Here is a 24,511-nt window from a genome sequence, read left to right as displayed (position 1 = left end):
GCTTACCTTTTTAAATTTTTCTTCAATGGTTCAGATTATGTTTAATTTATAAAATCATTACAGCTCCCACCGTTGAATTGCCTGTCTCGTCGATCAATATGGCGTTGCCTGTTGCATTGCTTTCTTCAAAACTGTCGAAAACCAGGGGTGAAGCTGTTTTCAGACGGACTTTTACGACTTCGTTTAATTTTATGCTTTCAGAAACCGGCGTTTTTTCTAAAGTATTAACGTCTATTTTATATTCGATTTCTTTGATAATCGCTTTTAAAAGTTTGCTTTTGTGCTGAATGAAATATTTGTTTCCTTCGTTTAATTCCTTTTTATCCAGCCAGCAGACAACGGCTTCAATTTCATTTTCAACTTTCGGAAGGCTTTCGGTTTTTACTAAAAAATCGCCTCTGCTGATATCAATATCATCTTCAACATGCAGAACTGCGGGCTGATTGGCAAAAACGAATTCCACTTCTTTTCCCCCTGTTTCTATTTTTGAAATTTTAGTCTGAATATTCTGAGGAAGCACGGTAATTTCGTCACCTTTTTTGTAAATTCCCGAAAGAACTTCTCCTGCGTAACCTCTGTAATCGTGCAGATCCTCCGTTTGCGGACGAATGACATACTGAACCTGAAATCTCGGACTCTGAAAGTTTTGATCTGAATCGATTTCAACCGTTTCGAGGAAATCCAACAGCGTATAACCTTCATACCAAGTCATATTTTCTGATCTTTCAACAATATTGTCGCCATGAAATGCCGAAATCGGGAAATAATTTACATTTTTTAACCCTATTTTTTCTGCAACCAATTCATACTGAGCTTTTATATCTTTAAAAACTTGTTCAGAATACTCAACGAGATCCATTTTATTGATGGCGACCACCACATTTTTCATCTTCAATAAAGACGCAATAATGGAGTGTCTTCTTGTTTGCTCAATCACGCCTTGTCTTGCATCAATCAGAATAACAATAAGTTGCGAATTGGAAGCTCCCGTAATCATATTTCTTGTATACTGAATGTGTCCCGGTGCATCGGCAATAATAAACTTTCTTTTCGGCGTCGAAAAGTAGCGGTACGCAACATCGATGGTAATTCCCTGCTCTCTTTCTGCTCTTAAGCCGTCCGTTAAAATAGCAAGGTCTACTCCGTTTTCGTTTTTATTTTTTGACTGTTTTTCGAGTGCTTCAAGCTGATCGATCAATATATTTTTACTGTCGTACAGAAGTCTTCCGATCAGGGTACTTTTCCCGTCGTCTACGCTTCCTGCCGTTATAAATCTTAATATGTCCACGTTTGTTTTATTAATTATGAGTAATTGAGTGAGGTTGAGAGTGAGGTTAAGGTTTAGGCTAAGACTAAAGGATTACTACAAAAACTTCTGACTTCCATCTTCCAACTTCCAACTTCCTGCCTAAATATAAAGGTTGAGATTAAGGCTAAGACTGAAAACTTATTACAAAACGTCCAGCTTCCAGCCTCCATCTTCCAACATCCAGCCTCCAATTTCTATCTTCCATCTTCTAGCTTCTAGCTCCAATCTTCCTGCCTCCAACTTCCAGCCTAAAAATAACCTCCTTTCTTCCGGTCTTCCATCGCGGCTTCCGTCACTTTATCGTCGATTCGGGTTTCGCCACGCTCGGAAATTCTGGATGCCGTGATTTCATTCACAACCTCATCCAAAGTTTCGGCAGCACTTTCTACTGCGGCGGTACAGGTCATGTCTCCAACGGTTCTGTAACGTACTTTTTTACTGACAATCGTATCATTTTCATCAATCTGAATAAAATCTGATACGGCAATTAACTGTCCGTCATATTCAATCACCTCTCGTTCATGTGCGAAGTAAATGGATGGCAACTGGATATTTTCTTTTTTAATATAATTCCAGACATCAAGCTCCGTCCAGTTCGAAATCGGGAAAACTCTTACATTTTCTCCTTTGTTGATTCTTCCGTTGTAGATGTTCCACAATTCCGGACGCTGCAGCTTCGGATCCCATTGTCCGAATTCATCCCGCACAGAGAAAAAACGTTCTTTGGCTCTGGCTTTTTCTTCGTCTCTTCTCGCTCCGCCAATGCATGCATCGAATCCGAATTCTTCAATCGTATCTAATAAAGTGTGGATTTGCAGCCAGTTTCTGGAAGCAAATTTTCCTTTCGGTTCGGTTAAATTTTTAGCTTTAATGGTATCTTCCACTTTTCTTACAATCAGTTCCGCGCCGATATTTTCTGCTAAATAATCTCTGAACTGCAATGCTTCAGGGAAGTTATGTCCTGTATCGATATGAACCAACGGAAAAGGTATTTTCATCGGAGCAAAAGCTTTTTTTGCCAGATGAACCAAAGTGATAGAATCTTTTCCGCCACTGAAAAGCAACGCAGGTTTTTCAAACTGAGCGGCAATTTCCCTCATAATGTAGATACTTTCTGCTTCCAACTGCTCCAGATAATCTAACGTATGTGTCGTCATTTTTTATTTTTTTGAATTAATGAGAATGCAGACCGCATTCTTTCTGTGAACTTTCCCACCACCATCGTCCGGCACGCGGATTTTCTCCTTCTTCGATTGCTCTTGTACAGGGTTGACAACCTACACTGATGAATCCTTTTTTGTGTAAAGACAATTCCTGAACTTTATTTTCTTTCAGATAATCTAAAACATTCTGGTAATTCCAGTGAATTAAGGGATTGTATTTGAATAACTTCCGATCTTCATCCCATTCGATGACCGGCATATTTTCTCTGTTTTCAGACTGTTCGGAGCGCAATCCTGTAATCCAGACTTTTGCATTTTCCAACGCGCGGTTTAAAGGTTTAACCTTACGGATAAAACAGCATTCTTTTCTGTTTTCTATGGAATGATAAAATGCGTTGATTCCTTTTTCATTCACATATTTTTCCACGTCTGAACTTTCTGGAAAATAGACTTCGGTTTTTGTTTTGTATCGGGAATTATTTTGGGAAAGCAACTCGTAGTGCTCGTAAAAAAGTCTTCCTGTATCAAGCGTGAACACTTTTACCGGCAGATGATTTTTGAAAATCATATCTGTAATTACCTGATCTTCCTGTCCGAGCGAAGTGGAAAAAACAACCCCTTCAGAAATTTTTGAAGAAATAAATTTCAGTCCCTCTTCTGCGGAAAGCTGTTTCAGTAACTCTGCATCTTCTTTTGAAATCATATTTTGTTCATTTGAAGTAATGCAAATATCAGATAAAATTATTATCCTACCAAAAAAGTAGACTAATTATTTTAAAAAAAGGATCTGATTAATCCACCAAATCCATTAACGTTCTCTTCTCCAGAATATTCAAAGAAGCGTCGCGAACCTCGATCAGAACGTCGTGAAGACCGCAATGATCTTCACTGCAGTCGTCGCATTTTTCGTAAAAATTTAAACTTACACAAGGAAGCAGTGCGATGGGTCCGTTCACAAGACGAATAATTTTCGCCAGCTTTACATTTTCCGGATTTTCTTTGAAAAAATAGCCTCCTCCTTTTCCTTTTTTGCTATCGAGAATGTCCGCTTTTTTAAGCTCAAGCAGTATATTTTCCAAAAACTTTAAAGGAATTTTCTTGTGTTCGGCAATTTCGGAAATAAGAATCGGTCCGTCATTTCTCTTTTCTACAAGATATGACAGTGCCTTGAAAGCGTATTGAGATTTTTTAGACAGCATTACTACAAAAATAAGAAAATTGTTTGATATGTATAATATTGAGAATGAAAGTTAGAAGATGGAGGCTGGAAGTTTTCAGGGACCGCATAACTTCCTTATTCTAACTTCCATCATCCAGCCAAAATCACTAAATTTGCCTCATGTTCAGTAAACAGGAAGCACAGCAGTTAAAGAAAGAGTTTTGGACGGCTTTCGGAAAGTCTTTTCCAAGAAAATGGATTTTGTACGATACCAAAATCAAGGATATGTCGTTTAAATTTTATGCGGATAAGAAAAAAGCGGAAGTTTCTCTGGATATCGAAATGAAGGATGAAGTTTTCAGAGACGCGTACTACAATAAAATATGGTCACTGGAAGATATTCTGAAGGATTTTATCGGCGATTTTCACAAGGAAGAATTTTATACGCTGGAAAACGGAAAAGTTATCAGCCGGATCTGGGTTGAAAAGCACGGTATTTCTGTTTTCAATAAAAATACATGGCGGGAAGCTTTTGAATTTTTTGTTGAAAAAATGGATGGCTTCGAGCGGTTTTATTATGAATATGAGGATTTTATAAAGGATGTTTAGTGAATAGTTCCTAAAGAAAAAAAACATATCATGAAAATAAGATATTGCTGGAGGTGCAGAATGGATGTTCCCATGCTTGATGAGGAAGAGGGAAAAATCGCTTCGAAATTATTAGCTGAAGGATTTCAGGAAGTTAAAACAGCCAGAAAAACGCCTTTAAACGAAAATTTCAAAAAACTGCTGGATTATTACAATAATTTAACCCGTTTTCAAGAAACAAATCCTAATGCCATCATGCATCATTTCATTGATATGTATGGTCCTGACTGTGAAAACTGCGGAAAACCTTACCGGACGGAAACCGCTACATTCTGTCCGAAATGCGGTAACAAAAGAAAAATTTAAGGATTTTATTCAATTTGATTTTTTTAACGCAAAGATTATATTTTCATAAGTATAATTTTGAGAAGGCAAAGGCAAATGAATTTGCCGCGCGAAGCTTGAAAACAGATCGTATTAATTTAAAATTAGCTTATATGCGGAAAACCTTACCAACCTTACCGAACGGGAACCGCTACATTCTGTCCTAAATGCGGTAACAAAAGAAAAATTTAAGGACTTTTCTCAATTTGGATTTTTTTTAAACGCAAAGATTATTTTTACCAATACAATTTTGAGAAGGCAAAGGCAAATGAAATTTGCTGTTCGAAGCTTGAAAACAGATTTCAAGTTTAATTTTGTGTCTAGAAGATGAATCGTGAATTTTTAATTCAAATCAGGATCGGAAACCGCTTAAATATTTTTAAACTTGTGATTAAACTAATTTCAGAATTAACCGCAAAAAATGCAAAAGATAATGATAAAGCGAATTTCAAGAATAATCAAAGCGCTTAAAAGAATAAAAATCAAAGATTTTTAAAAACTGTTGTTATCTTCTTATTTATAATCACAACTTTAAATAGACGTTTACTTCATCTTTTGCGGCTTTTGCGGTTAAATAAAAAGTTTAAACAGATTTGTATAAAATTCAACCTTCTGTTCTTATATTTTTCTGTATTTTGGTCAAAATAAAAATAACAGAATAAATTTTCAGCAAAATAAAAACTAATAATTAAAACAAAATGTCAGAAAATAAAATATTTTTCGCAGACGCAGCAGATCCTGAAATGTCTAAAGCTTATAAAAAAGCGCAGGAAACCTTTAAATATTTCTGGAGAGAGCAATCTTGGGAATACAGAAGAATTATTCCGGCACTGAGTGTTTCATGTGTGAAAGTAGCTTTTTCTCAGGAAGATCCTTCTTCAGACTCACCTATTGTAGAACATATGTGGATCAATGACATCCATTTCGATGGCGATCTTATCAAAGGCTACCTCATCAACAAACCGAATAAACTCACCAATGTTGAAGTCGGAGATTATGTGGAAATTCCTGTAAACGAAATCAGCGACTGGCTTTTTGCCATGCCGCAACGCGCAAAAAAAACGAAAGGACTTTCAAAACTGTTTTCATCTTCTTCAGAGTCTCTTCCTCCGAAAGCTTATGGCGGATTTACGATCCAGAAAATGCGTTCGGATATGTCTCCGGCGGAAAGAAAAGCACACGATAATGCATGGCAAATGGATTTCGGAGATTTTAATGATATTGAAATCGTTTATGAACAGAAAGAGCATCCTGAAAATCTTGTGGAGCATCCGATGAGCAGAAATATGAAGGAAGAGCTGGTAAAATTCGTCAGCGAAAATCCGGATGAGATTACAGGTCAGGATATTAACGGCTATTCTATGCTTCATGCGGAAACGATTGCCGGAAATCTAAGTTCTGTGGAAGTGATTCTTGCAGCAGGAGGTGATAAAAATTTAAAGACAAAATCCGGAAAAACAGCTTTGGACTTTGCCCGACAACTGAATTGGGAACATATTATTCCTGTTTTGGAAGATTGATTTTATCTTAATTAAAGTAAGTTTGATGTTAGAAGATTGAAAATTAATTTTAACCGAAATTTAGTATAAGTTTTTGGCTAAAGCTAATTGTTTTTTTTAATTGAATTTGTTTAAACTTTTAAAAAATAAAATATTCTTGTTGGAAAACTCAAAGACGCAAGATTTTTATTAATCTCAAATCTTTAAGGCGCAAGAAAATCAAAGATTTTCAATAAAGATTGATGCTTAATTTTATCGCAGATAAAATCTATGCGCCTTAGGAAGAGACCGTATTTAATTGAACTCAAGATTAGTATATTAAAGAGAAACTTTCCCGTTTCTCTTTTTTGTTTTTATATCATTCACGATCTGAATACATTCTTTCCCGATTCGGCTACATTTCCCACTGCACAACTTTCCATCTTTGTACCATCAATTAAAAACAATAAAACATTTAAAAATGGAAACAAAAAAAGTATGGTTCGTAACGGGAGCGTCAAAAGGTTTAGGATTTGAACTGGTTAAAAAATTATTATCCGAAGGATTTCAGGTGGCTGCAACAAGCCGCACTGTAAATTCTTTAATTTCTGCTTTCGGAGAGGCTTCGGAAAACTTTCTGCCCTTAAGTGTAAATATTACGGACAATAATGATGTAAAATCTGCCATTGCAAAAACCACAGAGCATTTCGGACAGATTAACGTTGTGGTTAATAATGCAGGATACGGACAGATCGGAACGCTGGAAGAACTTACGGATGAGGAAGCAAGGGAAAATTATGCGGTGAATGTTTTCGGAACTTTAAACGTCATCAGAAATGCAATGCCTTATCTTCGTGAGCAGAAATCGGGAAATATTTTCAATATTTCGTCCATCGGAGGTTTTTCGGGAAATTTTCCGGGTTGGGGAATTTACTGCTCTACTAAATTTGCTGTGGCAGGATTTACGGAAGCTTTGGCTGAAGAAGCGAAAGATTTCGGAATTCATGCAACGGTAGTTTATCCGGGATATTTCCGTACAGATTTTTTGGCTAAAGATTCGGTAAAAACTCCGGCAAATCCTATTCAGGCGTATGAAGCGGCAAGAAGTTCGGAACAGGCACATCTTGACGAAATCAACGGAAACCAGCCGAATGATCCTGTAAAAGCAGCAGATGTTCTGATTCAGCTGAGCAAAGAGGAAAATCCGCCGGTTCATTTCCTTTTAGGCGTAGGAACTATGGAATTTCTTACCAATAAAGTAGATGCGATTACCGGGGAAGCGAAGAAATGGGAGGTTTTAGCAAATTCTACTGGAATTTAATTATTTTCATTTTAGCTGACGACATAGGAAACTGAAGCGTTAAGAAAATTTAAATTTAATCCGTTAAAAAATTTCCACTGTTTGAGCGCGGGTACTATTTTGAACCGAAACATCAATATTAATCCGCGCGAGTTTTGGGAATTTTAGGATTAAATTTAAATTTTTAGTGAAAGGTTCCAAGTCTTGAATTTTTGGTTCTTTTGTTTCAAGACAAAAGAACATATATTTCATAAAAAATCATTAAAAACAATTAACTTCGTTATTATGAATGAGACCTTCCGTTTTCATTCGATCTCCGATTTTCATGCTTTCTGTAATCTGCCTAATCCGGATCATCCGCTGATCAGCTTGATTGATTACAGCAAGGTTCGCTATCCTGTAAATGATACGGAACTGAAATGGACCCAGAATTTTTATTCGGTGGGGCTGAAAAGGAATGTAAACGCGAAGTTTAATTACGGTCAGCAGGAATATGATTTTGATTCAGGCGTGTTGTGTTTTGTTTCGCCGATGCAGTTTCTAAGAATTGAGATGAAGCCAGATGTTGAGTTTGAACCGACCGGATATCTTTTGCTGATTCATCCTGATTTTCTTTGGGGAACTTCGATCATCAAAAAAATGAAATCCTACGAATTTTTCAGTTATCAGATCAATGAAGCGCTTTTTCTGTCGGATAAGGAAGAAAAAATTATTGTGGATCTGTTTAAAAACATTGAAAAGGAGTACCAGACAAATATTGATAAATTCACGCAGGAGCTTATTTTTGCGCAACTGGAATTATTTTTAATCTATTCTGAACGTTTTTACGAAAGACAGTTTTTGACCAGAAAAAAATCGAGTCACGAATTGCTGGATAAATTTGAGGAAGTTCTTTCGCAGTATTTTAACAGCGGAAATCTTCTAGAACATGGTATTCCTTCTGTGAAAACCATCGCCGAACAACTGAATATTTCACCGAATTATCTGGGAAGTTAATTACGCATCCATACGCAGCAGAACACGCAGCAACACATACAGAATAAGCTGATTGCTCTCGCAAAGGAACGTCTTAGTACAACGAATTTATCCGTAAGTGAAATTGCGTTTGAACTGGGTTTTGAACATCCGCAGTCGTTTAGTAAGTTATTTAAGCAGAAGACGAATCAGTCTCCGGGGGAGTTTAGGAGGGCGTTTAATTAGAATTTCAATTAATACTTTTTTTAATCAGATTAAACACTTATTTGTATATTTGATTCTATAAAAACTTTTTATAAAAATAATCTTAAACTAATAACCACTAAAGATGGCAGCATTAAAAATATTTGTTTCCTCAACTTGCTATGATTTAAATATTATTCGTGGGCAAATGAGAACTTTTCTATCAAGCTCTGGACATGAGCCTATAATGAGTGACTACAATGATGTCTTATTTGACCCTCGGATACATACACATGAAAGTTGTGTTCAAGAAGTAAAGAATGCTGATATTATTATTTTAATTATTGGTTCTAGATTTGGAGGAACTGCAATTCCGAAAATAACATCAAATGTAGATATTGAAGGCTTAAAATCTCAAACAAGAGGAACAAAAATATTTGATACAATAGACAAATTATCAATAACACAATTAGAAATTCTAAATGCTATAGAGTCAGATATTCCAATATTTACATTTGTAGACTCACGGGTTTCATACGACCATCATTTCTATGAAAAAAATAAGAATAAAGGAATTATTGATCAACTTGATTTTCCATCTATTGATAAAAAAGATACAGCTATTTATATATTTGAATTTATAAATTTTCTAAGGTTAAGATCCAAGAATAATAGTGTCATTGATTTTTCAAAATTTTCAGATATTGAAGATTATTTAAGAAAACAGTTTTCATCATTATTACAAAGGTTACTATTTGAACAAAGAAATAAAGTTGTTGAGGAAAAGAGACTTGATTTTTTATCAAAGCAAATTGAAGATATTAAAACTGCAATTTTAACTACAATTCCATCTGATGAGCTTAAAGAAACTGCAAAAGGTGCTATTCAATTCAGAGGAATTATTGAATTTTTATTATCGTTTAGAAATATTGATAATATTGAAACAATAGCACTCAAAAATATTGATTGGCAACAACTTATTACTGAATTAGGAATAGTTGAATTTAGTGAAACAAGAGATAAGAGAAGAAAATACTCAAAAAGACTTTTCGCCGCATTAATTAGAAATGATAGAAAATTTTATATTACACCATACGAGTTAAGTACCTTATTTTCTTTCATATCAGAAGACTGGAATGAATTTTCGAAATTACCAGATCAAAGAAAAACAGCGTTATTAAATGCTATCAAAGATAACTTTATTGCTCGAGACATCAACAGAGGAATAATATTTATAGAAGAAACTTTTGAAGAATACCAAAGAGATTTACTTGAACAAGCAGATGACGAAGAATAAAATATTTTAAGACTAAATAATAAATAGAAAAAGAGAAGTTTTTGCTTCTCTTTTTCTATATCATTTTATCCAAATTTCTTCTTTCTCAGCCAGAAGAACAACCCTCCCAAAATACCGATAATGACTAAAGGAAGCAGCAAATTAAACCATTGCCAGTTATTTTTCTCTTCCGTGATTCTCTGTCGGTCAAGAAGCCTTTCTTCGATGTTTCGGTTTCTGAGATCCATAAGATTGCTGTCGTCCAGAAGATAATCTAATGCATTTCTCAGGAACTGTTCGTTTCCAAACTGTTCGTTGGTAAGCAAATCTACGCCTAAAGGAAGCGGTTCGCCTTTCAGAACTTTATTTCTTCCTACGTCTCCGTCGGCGATCACAATCATTTTATTTTCAGGGCTCGAACTTTTAAAATTCGGATAGGATTTTCTTTCGATTCTTGAAGCATATGCAGAATTGAATTTTCCTTCTAAAGATACTGCATAAATCTTCGGTGTGCTTGGTTTTTCCATTTGTCCGAGACTGTCGACACTGGAAATTTCTTTAAGATCCACATAATTTGGAACCTGCTTTAATAAAGTTCTTTCACTCGATTCAAAGAGAACGTTCGTTTTGATGTTTTTTCTTCCGCCCAATGTATCGATGGAAGTCGGGAATTCAAACTTTACAGGATTGATATTTTTAGTGATCGGATTGTTGCTTTCTGCGATTCCCAAAGGAAAATACGGCCACGGAAGACTGGTGTACTGTGGATTTCCGCTCACTTCTCCCGTTACCAATCTCAACAGCGCAAACTTCTTCACATCTTTTACCAAAGCCGGATTGATCCTGATTCCATAATTGAAGAAAAAATCGGTCATGTTGATGTCTACAGGAAATGGCATCACTTTTTGAGACCTCATCAACGTATCCATTTCCGCATTTACGGCATCAATCATCCACAAAGTTTTTCCGCCGTTCATGATGTATTGGTCAAGAATTACTTTTTCACCGTCTGTGAAAGCTTTTCTTGGTTTTGCGATAACCAAAGCATTCATTTGTTTTAAGGTCGGAATATCTGCGATGGTAAGTTCGGTCTGATTTTTAGGAATAATAGGACCTGCATCATAACTTTCCGTTGCCAGCTGCATAAATCCCTGAAATTCTCTTGGATTCAGCTCATCCTGATTTACCAGAATCCCGATTTTCTTTCTTTTGTGCGCCGCAATATTTTTAATGTTTGAAACCAGATTGTATTCTAAATTTTCAATAGATTTCGTGAGCTGCTGATCGGCATCAATTCCTGTCTGCTGAACCACCAAAGGAATGGAAACTCCCCTTTTGTCGTATTTCACAACCGCATAAGGAAAGAGCATGATCTGAGAAACTTTGCCGTCTTTGATGTCCGGAAGCATGGAAGGCTGCATTCCCATCGCCATCAAAGTATCTTTAGACATTTTGGTTTTGATAGGATCAATGAATTTAAAATCGATCTTCGGATTAATTTTTCTGAATTCTTCCAGCATAAATTTCGTTTCGCTCTGAAGCTGCTTGAAACTTGCCGGAAAGTCTCCTTCCAGATAAACATCGACTACCAAAGGTTTATTTACAGATTCCAGAACCTTAACGGTATTATCGGAAAGCGTATATCTTTTTTCTTTGGTTAAATCCAATCTTATTCCTGAAATAGCAAGAATAATAACCAATGGCAACACTACGAAAAGTAAAATTCCTAACGGAGATTTGAACTGTATCTTCTTCATCATTCTACTTCTTTTTATTAATGAAATGATTGGACAAAACTAATGTAACACCGATAATTAAAGCAAAATAAGCAACATCTTTAAAATCAATAAGCCCTCTTGTAAAGCCTAAAAAATGCTGGTAAAACCCTACATTCTGTAAAATAAAATCTGCGCCTCCCAACAATTTATAACTTGCCAGTTGTTCGATCCCGAAATACATGATGAAACACATGAAAACGCCCAACAGATAAGCCATAATCTGGTTTTGGGAAAGCGAAGACGCCAAAATTCCCACTCCTGAAAATGCTGCAATTAAAATAATTAATCCGATGTAACTTCCGAACGTCATTCCCAAATCTACATTTCCGGCAGGAACGCCCAAAACATAAACCGTGTAAAGGTAAATTAACGATGGAATCAGGCATAAAATTCCAACGATCCAAACTGAAAGAAACTTACCGAAAACCAGATCTGAAATTTTCAGCGGTTGGGAAAACAGCCAGTTTAAGGTTCCGGTTTGCTGCTCTTCCGCAAAAGTCTTCATGGAAAGTGCGGGGATAATAAACATCAGTAACCAAGGAACCAGGACGAAATAACTTTGCAGTGAAGCCATTCCGATCTCAAAAATGTTGGAGTCGTTGTCGAAAAAAAACAGAAACAGCGTCGCGATCAGACTGAAAGCCGCGATGATTACCCACGCGCTCCAGTTTCCGAAGTAGCTCCAAAGTTCTTTTTTTAAAATTGCAATCATAGTTTTATTTAGGGTTTAGGTAATAGGTGTCAGGAATTAGGTGTTGGAAAATTCACAACTTACCATTCACAATTCACCATTATCTCACTTTTTCTTATTCTTATTTACCAGCTTCACCGTCATCATGATTAAAAATACCAGAACGAAAAATCCGGCGATTAATTGCCACCAGTATTCAATAACCTGAGCTTTTAAAATCACGGTAAAAACGACAAGGAACAAAATGAAAGTAGCGATTTCGTTTGCCTGTCTCAGTTTTATATTGGCGGTTTCTAAAGTACTTCCGTTGAGCTCTTTCAGTTTTAAAACTTTTTTCCAGCACCAGTAATGATAGACCGCCAAACCGATCAGGAAGGTTAGTTTTAAATGAAACCATGGCATTTTCATCAATCCTGAATTCAGGAAAATCATCGTCAGTCCGCAAACCGTCATGATTACTCCGGCAGGAACGGTGATGATGTTCCAGAGCCTTCGGGCCATAAACGTATATTGTTCTCTGAGGATTTTCTTCTTTTCTTCCGCAAATTCATCGGTATCTTTATAGTACACAAAAATTCTTACGAGATAAAAAATTCCCGCAAAATAGCTTACCATGAAGATAATATGAAGTGCTTTTATTATGGTGTAAAGCATTCTGAAAAATTAATGGCAAATATAATGTTAATGACAAAAATATTTACTAGAAAACAGAATAAATCTTGCTTTTATTCTGTTATGTTCATTATTTTATATTAAAAAGTTGAGGGATTTTCAGGCTTAGTGTTTTTCGAATGAAATACTGTCTACTTTTTTACCATCTTCGTACTTCTTTATGTATTGGAGATTTCCTTTTTCGTTGTAAAATTTCCAGTCTCCGAAGTAATACCAGTGGCGTTCATTTTTAGAGACATCCATTTTAGACTGTCCGCTTTGCATCAGCTTCCCGTTCTGATGGTATATTTTGGTCTTTGTAATGTTCTTTTTTATTTTATCTTTCTGAAAAAGCTGATTATTCAATGTGGTTTTCCAGATCCCGACTTTTTCACCGTTTTTATATTTTCCGACGGCAATCAGCGTTCCTTCATCCGAAGAATATTCTTCCTTCCATTTGCCGTGTCGTTTACTGACATTCTTTTCGTCTTTGATGTACTGATTCATCTTGGTGTTGCAGGAAGCCAATAATAAAACAATCAGTAAAATGAGGGATATTTTTTGCATAAAAAAACAGAATTTCCGTAAATATAGAAATTCTGTTTTTATTCTACAATTGTAGAGGTTTTTTATTTTTAAGAAATTTATTCTAATTTATTACTGCTTCAAAAGCTGATTTTTTAGGAACTCAACCTGTTCTTTCAGTAATGCAATCTGCTCATCTTTTGCTTGAAGCAATTTGTCTGAAATTTCTTTATTTTCTTGATGCAAAGTTTCTACATACCCGATAGAACCACTTTCATTCGTCTGATTAAAAATTTTCTTTCCAATATCTGAAAAAAACTCTTTTGGATTCGTCTCCAGAATACCCATTATTTCTTCAAAATACTTAGCCCAAGAATACGTTTCACCAGATTCTAACCTTTGATAAGCAGATCTGGTAATGTTCAGTTTATCAGCCATTTCCTGATGATTATAGCCTTTAGAAATTCTTATTTTTTTTATCTTCTCTGTTATTTCCTGGTTCATAAAATGTGTGGTTTGTAACAAAATTAGTGTTTTTCTATTCAAAAAAAGAGCATTTATGCATAATCAACTGAAAGTCAATTAAATATTTTTTCACAAAAAACCCGAAATATGATTTTACTATTTGAAAAAATCATTTCATATTTACATCAGAAAAACACAAGTGCACAAATGTTTTCTAAAACAAAATTATTAACTTTAAATTTAGAAATCATGAAACAAAAAATGATTATCGGAGCATTGGCATTAGCACCTGTATTTGCTTTTGCGCAAAACACAGGAGATAATTCTTCATCTGAAACGGACAGAAGACCATTTTGGGGAACAGGAGATTTGATTAGCTACAGCTGTACAAGAGGACAACAACAAGCAGACGGTACTTTTCAATGTGATTGTGTAGGAACTTATGAATACCATGTGTTTTGGATAGGTGTAGGAACTGTAGAACATGAATTCCATGAAACATCAGCAAACCATTTTTGCTAAAATAAAAGCAATGACAGAGAAATTATTTTTCTCTGTTATGTTTTTTATCCTTTTTTCAGGAAAGGCACAGATTATTCTTAGAAATTCTGACTATAAAAAATTTGATTCTGTTACGATATCAAGAGATGGGAAAAATACATCGTTAAAATCAAATGCTCTTAAGTCATTTAAATTTGAAAAAAATGATAAGATTTTCTATGATAATAAACTTTTAGACTTTTATTCTAATCCTGACTCTTTGATTTTCTTTGATAATACAAAAACTATTGAAGAAGTAAGGGTTAACTATGAAAACTCATCTAATAAAAAAGAAAAATCTTTAAAAAGCACTAAAAAAAATGAATATGCGGTAATTTTCCCGAATAACGAGATTGCAACATTTGTACAAATTAATACAAAGAAAAAAACTTATATTAAGTCTTTTAGTATTTTTCCTGTGACAGATTTTATCCCAAGAACTCATAATGATAATGTTACTGTAAAAATAAAACTTTTGGGTAACAAGAACGGATTGCCAGACAATAATAAAGAACTGATAGCTTTCGAAAGTAAAATATCAGATCTTAAAATAAAGAAAAAAGATAAAGTCGTTCGGTGGGAATTTGTTTTGCCCAAGACAATAAAATATCCTAAAGAAGGTTTTTTTGTGGTATTTTTTCAAAAATCCTTGGAAGACAGTACTTTTTTCCAAATAAATAAAGACAGTGATCTGCTGGAATATTATCCGAATGAAGGCTGGAAAAGTCTTAATCTTAATGGATATTATTATGAATTAAAAATTTTACAATAACACAAAAATGAAAAAAATAATCGCTTTGTTTTTATTTTATTTAGTTTCCTGCAATAAAACTTCTGAAAATAAGAACATAATCCCGGATCTTCACTTTACAAAAGTTTGGAAGACTCCAACAAGTGAACTTACGAAGATAGAACTTCCTTCAAATATAGATTTAGACACAATAGAAGGAAATCATAAGACAATAAATTTTACAATTAAAAATACAGGGAACAAAATCCTAAAATCATTATTTATAAAACCTCCATGCTCTTGCATACAAATGCCGGAATACGACAGTATTTTACAACTGAAAAAGGAACAAAAAATTTCTGTAAATATGTCTATTAATGAAATTGGAAATTTTTATTTACCTGTAACGGTTTATGGTACATTTTACCCTTTTAAAAGAGTTTTCTATGTAGAAGGATACAGAAAAAGTTAAAATTTAAGTTGGCAAAAACTGAAATTTGTTTTTGCCAACTGTATTTTTCAGTATTATGCCTACTTTTAAGAAATTACGCCTAATTCTTTTCCAACTTTTTCAAACGCAGCAATCGCTTTATCAAGATGTTCTCTTGTATGTGCTGCTGAAAGCTGAACTCTGATTCTCGCTTTTCCTTTCGGAACCACCGGATAGAAGAATCCGATGACATAAATTCCTTCGTCCATTAACTTTTCAGCCATTTTCTGAGCCAAAGGCGCATCGTACAGCATTACCGGAACAATGGCAGCATCACCATCCGGAATATCGAAACCTTTAGATTTCATTTCCGCTCTGAAATATTCTGCATTTTCCATTACTTTATCGCGAAGAGAAGTATCTTCAGAAATCATGTACAAAACCTTCAAAGCTGCTCCCACGATTCCCGGAGCCAAAGAGTTTGAAAACAAATACGGTCTTGAACGCTGTCTCAGCATATCAATGATTTCTTTTTTACCGGAAGTAAATCCGCCTAAAGCCCCTCCTAAAGCTTTTCCAAGCGTAGAAGTAATGATGTCTACTCTACCCATCACTTCGTTGGCTTCGTGCGTTCCGCGACCTGTTTTTCCGATGAAACCTGTTGCATGAGAATCATCTACCATTACTAAAGCATCGTATTTATCGGCAAGATCACAAACTCCTTTCAGATCTGCAACGATTCCGTCCATTGAGAAAACGCCGTCTGTAACAATGATTTTAAAACGGTGATTTTTTTCAGAAGCTGCAATTAACTGAGCTTCCAGATCTTCCATATTGTTGTTTTTGTAACGGTATCTCGCTGCTTTACACAAACGAACACCATCGATGATGGAAGCGTGGTTCAGTTCATCTGAAATAATCGCGTCCTCTTCCGTAAATAAAGGTTCAAAAACTCCTCCGTTCGCATCAAAACAGGCAGCATACAAAATGGTATCTTCAAGACCTAAAAAGTCTGCAATTTTCTGCTCCAGTTGTTTATGGATATCCTGAGTTCCGCAGATAAAACGAACCGAAGACATTCCGTAACCGTGAGATTCTATCATTTCCTGTGAAGCTTTCATTACTTCCGGATGGTTGGATAATCCCAGATAATTGTTCGCACAGAAGTTCAGCAGCTTTTTTCCGTTGGCTTCTATTTCGGCACTCTGCTGAGAAGTGATGATTCTTTCTCTTTTGTAAAGTCCGTCGTTTTCAATATTCTGAAGTTCGTTCTGTAAATTTTCAAGATACTTTTTAGAGATCATTTCTAATAATTTTTAAGATGCGCTAATTTAATAAAATCGCGGTAAAGTAACAGGATTTCTCCTTTTTATTGTAAATGTCTGTACAAAATCATAATACTTTTGTTAATAGTCTATAATTTTAGTAGACTAATTGCTATATTTGCTGAATAAAATCAGAAAATGCGATTATCACCAGTACAAAAAATTGAAAATATATCATCAGAGGATTTTATCAAAACCTATCTAAAACCTGCAAAACCAGTAATCATAAAAGATTTTGCGGCTCCGGATAGTCCTGCTTTTGAAAAATGGAATTACGAATATTTTAAAGAAATTGCAGGAGAACATAAAGTAAATATCTATGGAAGTGAAATTGAATCTCTGGACAGAATCGCCAGTAAACCAATCGGACAGAGCACTTTTTCAGAATATCTGGATCTCATAACTACCTCTCCTACCGAACATCGTCTTTTTTTATTCAATTTATTAAGCATTAAACCTGAATTAAAAAATGATATTATTTACAATGATGTTACAAAAGGAAAAATTATAAAATGGCTTCCTTTTATGTTTTTCGGAGGTGAAGGTTCGGTTACCCGAAATCATGTGGATATTGATATGTCCCATGTTTTCATCACTCAGTTTCAAGGCATTAAACGAATCTGGCTTTTTCCGTGGGAACAGTCGGATCTGCTGTATAAACTTCCTTATAACTTTCATTCCATCACCAATATTAAAGAGCCAGATTTCAAAGAATTTCCGGGACTGAAATACATAAACGGTTATGAAGCTGTTATACAACCCGGCGAAACGCTTTATATTCCTTCCGGATGGTGGCATTACATTCAGTATGAAACGGAAGGATATTCTGTTTCTGTAAGGGCTCTGCCTTCTAGCTGGCTGGAAAAATGGCGGGTCTTTAAAAACTTAGTCCTGATCCGGAATTTTGATAATGTGATGCGAAATTTATTCAAAGAAAAGTGGTTCGATTTTAAGGTAAGAAAAGCCAGAAGAAAAGCCAATCGCGCCATTAAAAGACAAAAAAGCTTTCAGATTTAGTGAATTATTAACTTTAAATATATTACCATGGAACTACTTTATTTAATATTTTCCTCAGAAAGATCTTTATACACCTATTATCCAATTTCATTTAACCATTTTTAAACAAAAAACCTTCAGAAAATCTGAAGGTTTTTACTTTATGCTGTAAAAATTATTTCTTTAAAAACTTCACGTTCTTATCGTTAATTTTAAAAATATACGTTCCCGGAACCAGTTCTGAAATATTGATTGATTTCTTAGGCTGATACGTTCCCTGTCTTACCAATTTACCGTCTGTAAAGTAAATGGTGAAATCTGTAGGCTTTGTAATGCCTTTTAAATTCAGTTCATTTTTAGCAGGATTCGGATATAAAGCAAATTCTTCTTTAACTAAATCTGCAGTTCCCAATGTGTTATCCTGAGTTACTGTAGAATTTCTGTCCAGAATCTGATATTCATAATTAAATTCTACACTTGCCACCGGAAATGTTACCGACTGCGTAAAATACTGGTTGTTGGTCGTATTATTCAAAGCAAAATAAGCGACCTGTCCTCCTGTTCCGTTTACTTTGATCGGTAAAGGCATTTCGAAGAAACTTACCGTTGAACTGCTTTGCGTCTGAGATGCTTTAAAAGTAAGCGTATTTCCTACCTGCTTCCAACGGATGTCATACGTAGGATAACCCTGTCCGTAAATCCAGTCGTTGAAGAATTCTGTAAAATCTTTTCCGGTAGACGTTAATAAAGACGCATTAAAATCCTGAGTTTTCACATAATTATAAGCCAAATTCGGTCTGGAATGGTATTCCTGAATTGCCTGATAAAATACAGCATCTCCCAAAATCCATTTCAGCATTCTCAGCACATACGCTCCTTTTGAATAAGACAATCTGCTGTTGAAAATGGTTCCTACACTGTTAAGATTGGCATCAGCAACATAAACACTTCCTGTTGGCGAACCTGTAACAAAGTTTTTCTGAGTCAGCAGATAATTTAAAAAGTCTGTGCTCGTCATCAGCAATTTTTCATTCGCAACATGTTCTCCAAACGTGGCAAAACCTTCATTCAGCCAGATGTCGTTCCACGCACCGCAGGTTACTTTGTCTCCAAACCACTGGTGAGCCAACTCATGGGCAATGAGACTTCTGCTCCATCCCGCCATGGAGGACATGGTCTGATGTTCCATTCCGCCACCCGCCTGAAATTCCATATGTCCGTATTTTTCATTTCGGAAAGGGTAAGGTCCGAAGTACGTTTCAAAAGTATTCATAACCGTTTTTGTCCAGTCGATGTTATTCATACTTGTCGTATTCGTGGACGTTGCCGGAAATATATAATTAATGAACGGAAAAGGAGGATTTCCCATCGTATCCGTTAATTTTACGAAGTTGGTTATGGAAAGAGCGATCAGATATGCTGCAGTCGGATACTGCGTTCTCCAGAACGTCAGTTTCTGACCATTGCCTAAAATGGTTTCAGACATGGGCTTTCCGTTGGAAGCAACGCTGTATTGTGAAGGGGTGGTTACTTTTATATCTACTCTTTCAATTTTGTCGTTCAGACTCTGTTTTGTAGGAAACCAGTCCTGCGCTCCGTAAGGTTCATTTAAAGTAGATAAAACTGCGGTTCCGCCCTGTGTTCCGTTAAAAAAGGCATTATTGGTTGTTGCAGGCGCTCCTGAATACGTTACCGTTAAAGAATCCAAAACATTTGCCGCAAGAGCAGACTGGAAGTTGATTTTCAGTTCTTTGGTAGACAACTGCTGAAAAGTAAGCGGCGTTCCGTGATACTGCACTCCCGAAACCGTCATCTGATTATCCAGATCAAAATAAATAGAGCTTAAACTCTGATTGGGTTTAAAATGAGAAGTTACGGAACCCGAAACATTATACACCGCCGGATTAATGGTAAGATCTAGCCTCTGATACTGGAGATCGTAATTCAGGGTATTCGGGTTGACGTTTCCGACCGCCATTTTGTGAGCGAAAGATTTCATTTCCTTCGCCATCATCGCTTTTCTTTCGATATTTTCATTCTGAGCGCTTAGTTGCTGAAAAGTAAGCATACCCAAAACTAAAAAGTAAAACTTTTTCATATTCAATTTAAAAAATATATCAAAGATATAAAAAAACCTTCCAATCGATGATTAAAAGGTTTTATTATTCGTTAAATTTTAACAATTCTATAAATCTAAAGCAGGTTCAAGAATTTTTTCCATTCTTTTCTTTACCATGTCTACAGAACCTGCGTAATTGTTCACCATTAAAGAGAAAACCAGCGTTTTTCCTGTATTCGTTTTCATGTATCCTGCTAATGTTTTTACTTTATTCAGCGTTCCTGTTTTTGCAAAAACCTGTCCGTTTCCAAGTCCGTTGAACATTCTTTTCAACGTTCCGGACTGTCCTCCAATCGGCAATGAATTTAAATATGTTTTATAATATTTTTCATCCATTAAAGAAGTTAAGAATTTTGCCTGGGCAATCGGCGTTACGTTATTGCTTCTCGAAAGTCCGCTTCCGTCGATATAATTTAAACCAAGCATATCGAAACCTTCATTTTTAAGATGTTCCGTTACTACTTTTCTTCCGGATTCTGTGGTCTGGTCTCCAAGACTCTGAAAACCAACCGTTTTTAACAATGCTTCAGCAAGACCGTTATCGCTGTGCTGATTTGTATAATAAATAATGTCCGCTAAAGTAGGAGATTTATACACGGAAACTAATTTTCTGGCTTCGGGATTCGCATCCGTCATTTTAGGAGTTACTTTCCCTGTTACCGGAATTCCGCTTTTTACCAGAGTGGTTCTGAAAGAATTGGCAAGATAAGCCGGAGCATCGGGTAATTTTGTTGTTAAAATTCCGTCGCCTTCGTATTTATCTGCGTAAACCATCTGATTGTTGTACGGAGAAACATAGAAAAACTTCTTATCGGTTGAAAAGTTGTTTCCTTTCTTTACAATCAGTTTTTCATTGGCAGGATTGATCTCTTTCGTTGTACCAACCGGCAAATAGTAATTATTGTTTTCCAACCATACAACATTTTCCGGAAGCTTCGAAATATTGCCTTTGAAAAGCGCTGTCTGGATAATAATATCCCCATTTACCTTTTTGATTCCCTCACGAGAAAGTCCTTCTTTGAAATCTGTAATAATGTCTCTGTAAGCCCAAGCTCCGCCTTTATTGGTTCCTAAAGAAGGATCTCCGCTTCCGACGATGTAAAGATTTCCGTTTAACACTCCGTTTTCATCCACTGTTCCTGAATATTCTAATTGGGTATTCCAACGATAACTTTCGCCCAGCATGTTCATTGCCGTTTCGGTAGTTAATAATTTCGTTGTAGAAGCAGGAACTAAAGGAGTATTTTCGTTATACGAAGAAATTACTTTCTTCGTTTTCGGGTCGTACACTACGAATCCCCAAGTTGCATTTTTCAGCACAGGATCGGTCATCATAGTGTTTACATTAATGTCTACAAGTTCTTTCGGCGACAAAATAGTTTTTTCCACCATGGAAGTGATGGGAGAAGGTAAGTTTAAACTGCTCTTCTGATTGTCGTAAGCCGGAGAATACAGAACTGTAGAAACGGTAGACTGTGCAAGAAAAAATCCTGAAGCCAGTACCGCAACACCTGAAATATACTTTCTGAAATTTACCATCTATTTTTCTTTTGCTATAGTTTGGATGGTTTCAAAATCAACGGGTTAAATTGAAATGCAAAACACCAAACATATAATCAACGATCAAATGTAGAAAATATTGTTGTATGGCAGTTCAGTAGACTATTATAAAAAGAGTATAAAGTTTGTTAAAAATTGTTAAAAATCCACAAAAACGTCTTTTCTGATGCTGTGATACGCTGTAATTTCATCAAATTCTTTCAGACTTGCTAAAACTCTTTTTTTATACTCTTCATACTTTTTCCCTTTAGGAAGTTTCAGCATGATCTGGAACTGATAGAGATTGTTAAGTCGCGCAATCTGAGCTTTTTCCGGACCCAAAACACAATCTTCGGGAAGATATTTTCTAAGGATTGATCCTAAAAACTGGGAAGCGCGATTGGCTTTATCCTCTCTCCTGTGCTTCAGTTCTATCATAATAAGCTTTGTAAAAGGCGGATAATGAAATTTCTGGCGTTCCGTTAAAATATATTTGTAAATTTTTGCCGGGCTATTCATTTTAATTAACTGAAAAACAGAATGATCCGGATTAAAAGTCTGTATTAACACTTTTCCTTTTCCGGAAACTCTTCCCGCTCTTCCGGAAACCTGAGTAATGAGTTGATAAGCTCTTTCTTCTGCTCTGAAATCCTGAACATATAACAAGGAATCGGCTTTTGGAATGGCAACCAGCTCGATGTGATCAAAATCCAGACCTTTTGAGATCATCTGTGTTCCGACAACAATGTCTGTCTCTCGGTTTTCAATTTTTTCGTATAATTTTTCGTAGGCAAATTTCTTTCTCATGGAATCCACATCCATTCGGTCCACTTCCTGATCGGGAAATAATTTAGATACTTCTTCATGGATCTGCTCTACTCCTACTCCTCTTTCGTTCAGGTTTTCGGAATGACATTTCGGGCAGACTTTGGGTTTTGATGCTCTCTGTCCGCAGTAATGGCATTTCATTTCATTAGCAGCTTTATGATACGTCATCACCACATCGCAGTTGGAGCAGTAGTTTACGTAACCACAGGTTTCGCATTCCACAACATTGGCGTAACCGCGGCGGTTGTGAAGAACAATTGCCTGATTTTTTTCTTCAATCACCTTTTTTATTTCGTCAATCAACTGCAAAGAAAAATTCCCTGATACTTTTTTGGATTCCTGGGCTTCTTTAAAATTAATCAGTTCATACTCAGGAAGATTGACATTTCCGAAACGCTCTTCCAGAAAAACGTACTTCATTTTATCTTTTCTGGCGTTGTAATAGCTTTCCACAGAAGGTGTTGCAGAGCCTAAAATGACTTTTGCCCCATAAAAATTCCCAAAAACCAACGCCGCATCTTTTGCATTGAAATAAGGAGAAACTTCTCTCGGACGGTACGCAGAATCATGTTCTTCATCCACAATAACCAATCCCACATTCTGAAAAGGTAAAAACAGAGAATTCCGTGTTCCGATTAAAACTTTAATATCATTCTGCCTGATTCTTCTCCAGACTTCCACCCTCTCAAAATCTGTAAGTTTCTGATGGTAAAACCCAAGTTGTCTTCCGTATTTTTTTTCTAATCTTTGAGTGATCTGTTTGGTTAAAGAAATTTCGGGAAGTAAAAACAGTACATTTTTTCCTTCGCTGATGCATTCTTCGATCTTTTCTAAATAAATATGTGTTTTTCCGGAAGAAGTTACTCCGTGAAGCAGAACATTTTTTCCTTCTTCAAAGGCTTCATCCACTTCATTTTTCGCCTCTTTCTGGGCTTCCGAAAGTTCTTCGATCTCTTCTATTTCACCTTCATAGCTTTCGATACGGTCTTTCTGCATATAATATTCTTCGACCAGATTTTTATCTGCCAAAGCCTTAAAGTGCGAACTTCCGAAATATCCGTCTTCAAAAAGTTCTGATTTTTTGATGGGCAAATCAGGATTTTCGGTCTGCTTTTCTAAAATATGGAGGAAAAGATCTTTCTGCTTTTGCGCTCTTTTTAAGGATAAAAGTATTTCTGTAAGATTTTGACGCTGTAAAACCTCATCGTTGATTTTTACGTAGGCAACTTCCTTAGCTCTGTATTTTTCAGCAATTTTTTCATCGATTTCAATATACTGCAAATCAATTAAAGAATTGACGGTTTTAATGATATCTTTTTTAGGAATAAATGCTTCAATATCAGTTAGATTAATCAACTGCCGTACTTCCAAAGCCTGAATTAGATACATTTCGTTAACATCGAGGTTTTCAAAGTCAACTTTCACATTTGGTTTCAGCTTGAGGTAGGTTTCACTTTCAAGTTTCAAAGACGAAGGAAACGCAAAACGGTAAATTTCTCCCAAACCGCACAAGTAATAGTCGGAAAGCCAGTTCCAGAATTTAATCTGCTCCTGCGGAACAATCGGCTGATCGTCGAGAAGACTGATAACTTCTTTTGCCACAAAAGTTTCGGGCGCATTGTTGTGAAGTTCAAAAACAATTCCCGTATAGATTTTTTTTCCGCCAAAAGGAACCAAAACCCTCATTCCTGTCTGAATTCCTGTTTGCAGTTCTTCGGGAACTTTATAGGTGAAAGATCCTTTTAGGTTTAACGGTAAAACAATCTGGGCGTAATTCAAGGGAAAAATTTAAAGTGTAAAATTAATTTTTTCTTTTGTGAACTGCAATTTTTTTGATGGTGTGTTTTATGGGATACTTTTAAGCGCAATGACCGCTAAGATTTTCTTTAAATGATTATGTATATTTTTCGTTCGCTAAGGCGTTTCACTCAGCAAATGATATGAAATATTTAAAGCTTATTATCAAAAGGAGTTTTGATTCTTTGGGAGCAGAATCTGTGTATAAATAAGAATAAATCTATCAATTCGTAGGATTGATATGTATAATACGATAAATAGTCTAAAGATAGCGTTCCTACG

22 protein-coding genes and 1 pseudogene are annotated in these 24,511 nt (G+C 35.6%); 10 read left to right on the top strand and 13 right to left on the bottom strand.

Going from position 1 to position 24,511, the window contains the following annotated elements; genetic code table 11:
* Window positions 1-46: 46 nt before the first annotated feature.
* The 4 genes from BW951_RS12345 to BW951_RS12330 form a co-directional block, all read right to left on the bottom strand.
* The gene (locus BW951_RS12345; RefSeq protein WP_076393222.1) at window positions 47-1,288 is read right to left on the bottom strand and encodes a sulfate adenylyltransferase subunit 1; all 1,242 of its coding nucleotides are present in this window, start codon (window positions 1,286-1,288) and stop codon (window positions 47-49) included.
* A gap of 269 nt (window positions 1,289-1,557) precedes the next feature.
* On the bottom strand, window positions 1,558-2,466 hold the full coding sequence (gene cysD / locus BW951_RS12340) for a sulfate adenylyltransferase subunit CysD (RefSeq protein ID WP_076393220.1): 909 nt from the start codon (window positions 2,464-2,466) through the stop codon (window positions 1,558-1,560).
* A 16-nt stretch (window positions 2,467-2,482) separates the two neighbouring features.
* Window positions 2,483-3,175 carry a phosphoadenylyl-sulfate reductase gene (locus tag BW951_RS12335; RefSeq protein ID WP_076393219.1) on the bottom strand — a complete coding sequence of 231 codons (693 nt, stop codon included), beginning with the start codon at window positions 3,173-3,175 and terminating at the stop codon, window positions 2,483-2,485.
* 88 nt (window positions 3,176-3,263) lie between these two features.
* On the bottom strand, window positions 3,264-3,671 hold the full coding sequence (locus tag BW951_RS12330) for an RrF2 family transcriptional regulator (RefSeq protein ID WP_076393217.1): 408 nt from the start codon (window positions 3,669-3,671) through the stop codon (window positions 3,264-3,266).
* Between the two features lie 140 nt (window positions 3,672-3,811).
* On the opposite strand from BW951_RS12330, the gene BW951_RS12325 reads away from it, so the two are divergent.
* The 6 genes and pseudogenes from BW951_RS12325 to BW951_RS12300 all read left to right on the top strand — a co-directional run bounded on the left by BW951_RS12325 (window position 3,812) and on the right by BW951_RS12300 (window position 9,836).
* Window positions 3,812-4,240, top strand: a complete 429-nt coding sequence (locus BW951_RS12325; protein WP_076393214.1) for a DUF4268 domain-containing protein — start codon at window positions 3,812-3,814, stop codon at window positions 4,238-4,240.
* A gap of 30 nt (window positions 4,241-4,270) precedes the next feature.
* Entirely contained in the window at window positions 4,271-4,585 is a 315-nt protein-coding gene (locus BW951_RS12320) for a hypothetical protein (RefSeq protein WP_076393212.1), read from the top strand.
* Between the two features lie 716 nt (window positions 4,586-5,301).
* Entirely contained in the window at window positions 5,302-6,123 is an 822-nt protein-coding gene (locus tag BW951_RS12315) for a DUF2314 domain-containing protein (RefSeq protein WP_076393210.1), read from the top strand.
* A 439-nt stretch (window positions 6,124-6,562) separates the two neighbouring features.
* Window positions 6,563-7,402 (top strand): SDR family oxidoreductase, encoded by an 840-nt coding sequence (locus BW951_RS12310; RefSeq protein WP_076393208.1) that lies wholly within the window; start codon window positions 6,563-6,565, stop codon window positions 7,400-7,402.
* 264 nt (window positions 7,403-7,666) lie between these two features.
* A pseudogene (locus tag BW951_RS12305) lies at window positions 7,667-8,581 on the top strand (helix-turn-helix domain-containing protein).
* 103 nt (window positions 8,582-8,684) lie between these two features.
* Window positions 8,685-9,836, top strand: a complete 1,152-nt coding sequence (locus BW951_RS12300) for a DUF4062 domain-containing protein (protein ID WP_076393206.1) — start codon at window positions 8,685-8,687, stop codon at window positions 9,834-9,836.
* Between the two features lie 65 nt (window positions 9,837-9,901).
* On the opposite strand, the gene gldG is transcribed toward BW951_RS12300, so the two are convergent.
* From gldG to BW951_RS12275, 5 genes are all read right to left on the bottom strand, one after another.
* Entirely contained in the window at window positions 9,902-11,572 is a 1,671-nt protein-coding gene (gene gldG, locus BW951_RS12295; RefSeq protein WP_076393665.1) for a gliding motility-associated ABC transporter substrate-binding protein GldG, read from the bottom strand.
* A gap of 4 nt (window positions 11,573-11,576) precedes the next feature.
* Window positions 11,577-12,305: an ABC transporter permease gene (locus BW951_RS12290; protein ID WP_076393204.1), complete on the bottom strand. Its 729-nt coding sequence runs from the start codon at window positions 12,303-12,305 to the stop codon at window positions 11,577-11,579.
* Window positions 12,306-12,389: 84 nt separating this feature from the next.
* Window positions 12,390-12,938, bottom strand: a complete 549-nt coding sequence (locus tag BW951_RS12285; protein ID WP_076393202.1) for a CopD family protein — start codon at window positions 12,936-12,938, stop codon at window positions 12,390-12,392.
* Between the two features lie 123 nt (window positions 12,939-13,061).
* Window positions 13,062-13,502: a hypothetical protein gene (locus tag BW951_RS12280; protein WP_084196428.1), complete on the bottom strand. Its 441-nt coding sequence runs from the start codon at window positions 13,500-13,502 to the stop codon at window positions 13,062-13,064.
* Window positions 13,503-13,592: 90 nt separating this feature from the next.
* Window positions 13,593-13,964 carry a helix-turn-helix domain-containing protein gene (locus BW951_RS12275; RefSeq protein WP_076393200.1) on the bottom strand — a complete coding sequence of 124 codons (372 nt, stop codon included), beginning with the start codon at window positions 13,962-13,964 and terminating at the stop codon, window positions 13,593-13,595.
* 108 nt (window positions 13,965-14,072) lie between these two features.
* On the opposite strand from BW951_RS12275, the gene BW951_RS12270 reads away from it, so the two are divergent.
* From BW951_RS12270 to BW951_RS12260, 3 genes are read left to right on the top strand one after another with little or no spacing between them, the layout of a single operon-like run.
* Entirely contained in the window at window positions 14,073-14,447 is a 375-nt protein-coding gene (locus BW951_RS12270; protein ID WP_076393198.1) for a hypothetical protein, read from the top strand.
* Window positions 14,419-15,237 (top strand): hypothetical protein, encoded by an 819-nt coding sequence (locus tag BW951_RS12265; protein WP_076393196.1) that lies wholly within the window; start codon window positions 14,419-14,421, stop codon window positions 15,235-15,237. The genes BW951_RS12270 and BW951_RS12265 overlap by 29 nt, the downstream gene beginning before the upstream one ends.
* Before the next feature lie 7 nt (window positions 15,238-15,244).
* A complete protein-coding gene (locus BW951_RS12260; protein ID WP_076393194.1) occupies window positions 15,245-15,667 on the top strand; it encodes a DUF1573 domain-containing protein in 423 nt (140 codons plus the stop codon).
* 65 nt (window positions 15,668-15,732) lie between these two features.
* Here BW951_RS12260 and kbl read toward each other — a convergent pair whose 3' ends face one another.
* Complete coding sequence (kbl, locus tag BW951_RS12255) at window positions 15,733-16,929, bottom strand: glycine C-acetyltransferase (protein WP_076393192.1); 1,197 nt, start codon at window positions 16,927-16,929, stop codon at window positions 15,733-15,735.
* Window positions 16,930-17,088: 159 nt separating this feature from the next.
* Between kbl and BW951_RS12250 the strand changes: the two genes are divergently transcribed.
* Complete coding sequence (locus BW951_RS12250; RefSeq protein ID WP_076393190.1) at window positions 17,089-17,967, top strand: cupin-like domain-containing protein; 879 nt, start codon at window positions 17,089-17,091, stop codon at window positions 17,965-17,967.
* A 154-nt stretch (window positions 17,968-18,121) separates the two neighbouring features.
* Here the strand turns inward: BW951_RS12250 and BW951_RS12245 are convergent, their stop codons facing one another.
* From BW951_RS12245 to priA, 3 genes are all read right to left on the bottom strand, one after another.
* Window positions 18,122-20,044, bottom strand: coding sequence for a M1 family metallopeptidase (locus BW951_RS12245; RefSeq protein WP_076393188.1), 1,923 nt, complete (start codon window positions 20,042-20,044; stop codon window positions 18,122-18,124).
* Window positions 20,045-20,131: 87 nt separating this feature from the next.
* Window positions 20,132-21,604 carry a D-alanyl-D-alanine carboxypeptidase/D-alanyl-D-alanine endopeptidase gene (gene dacB, locus BW951_RS12240; protein WP_084196427.1) on the bottom strand — a complete coding sequence of 491 codons (1,473 nt, stop codon included), beginning with the start codon at window positions 21,602-21,604 and terminating at the stop codon, window positions 20,132-20,134.
* A gap of 159 nt (window positions 21,605-21,763) precedes the next feature.
* Window positions 21,764-24,211: a replication restart helicase PriA gene (priA, locus tag BW951_RS12235; RefSeq protein WP_076393186.1), complete on the bottom strand. Its 2,448-nt coding sequence runs from the start codon at window positions 24,209-24,211 to the stop codon at window positions 21,764-21,766.
* Between the last annotated feature and the right edge of the window lie 300 nt (window positions 24,212-24,511).

The sequence above is a fragment of the Chryseobacterium gambrini genome, from assembly GCF_900156825.1.
Classification (GTDB): Bacteria; Bacteroidota; Bacteroidia; order Flavobacteriales; family Weeksellaceae; genus Chryseobacterium; species Chryseobacterium gambrini.
The sequence above is the reverse complement of the archived record's forward strand: the minus strand, read 5'-3'. Positions and strand labels throughout refer to the sequence as shown.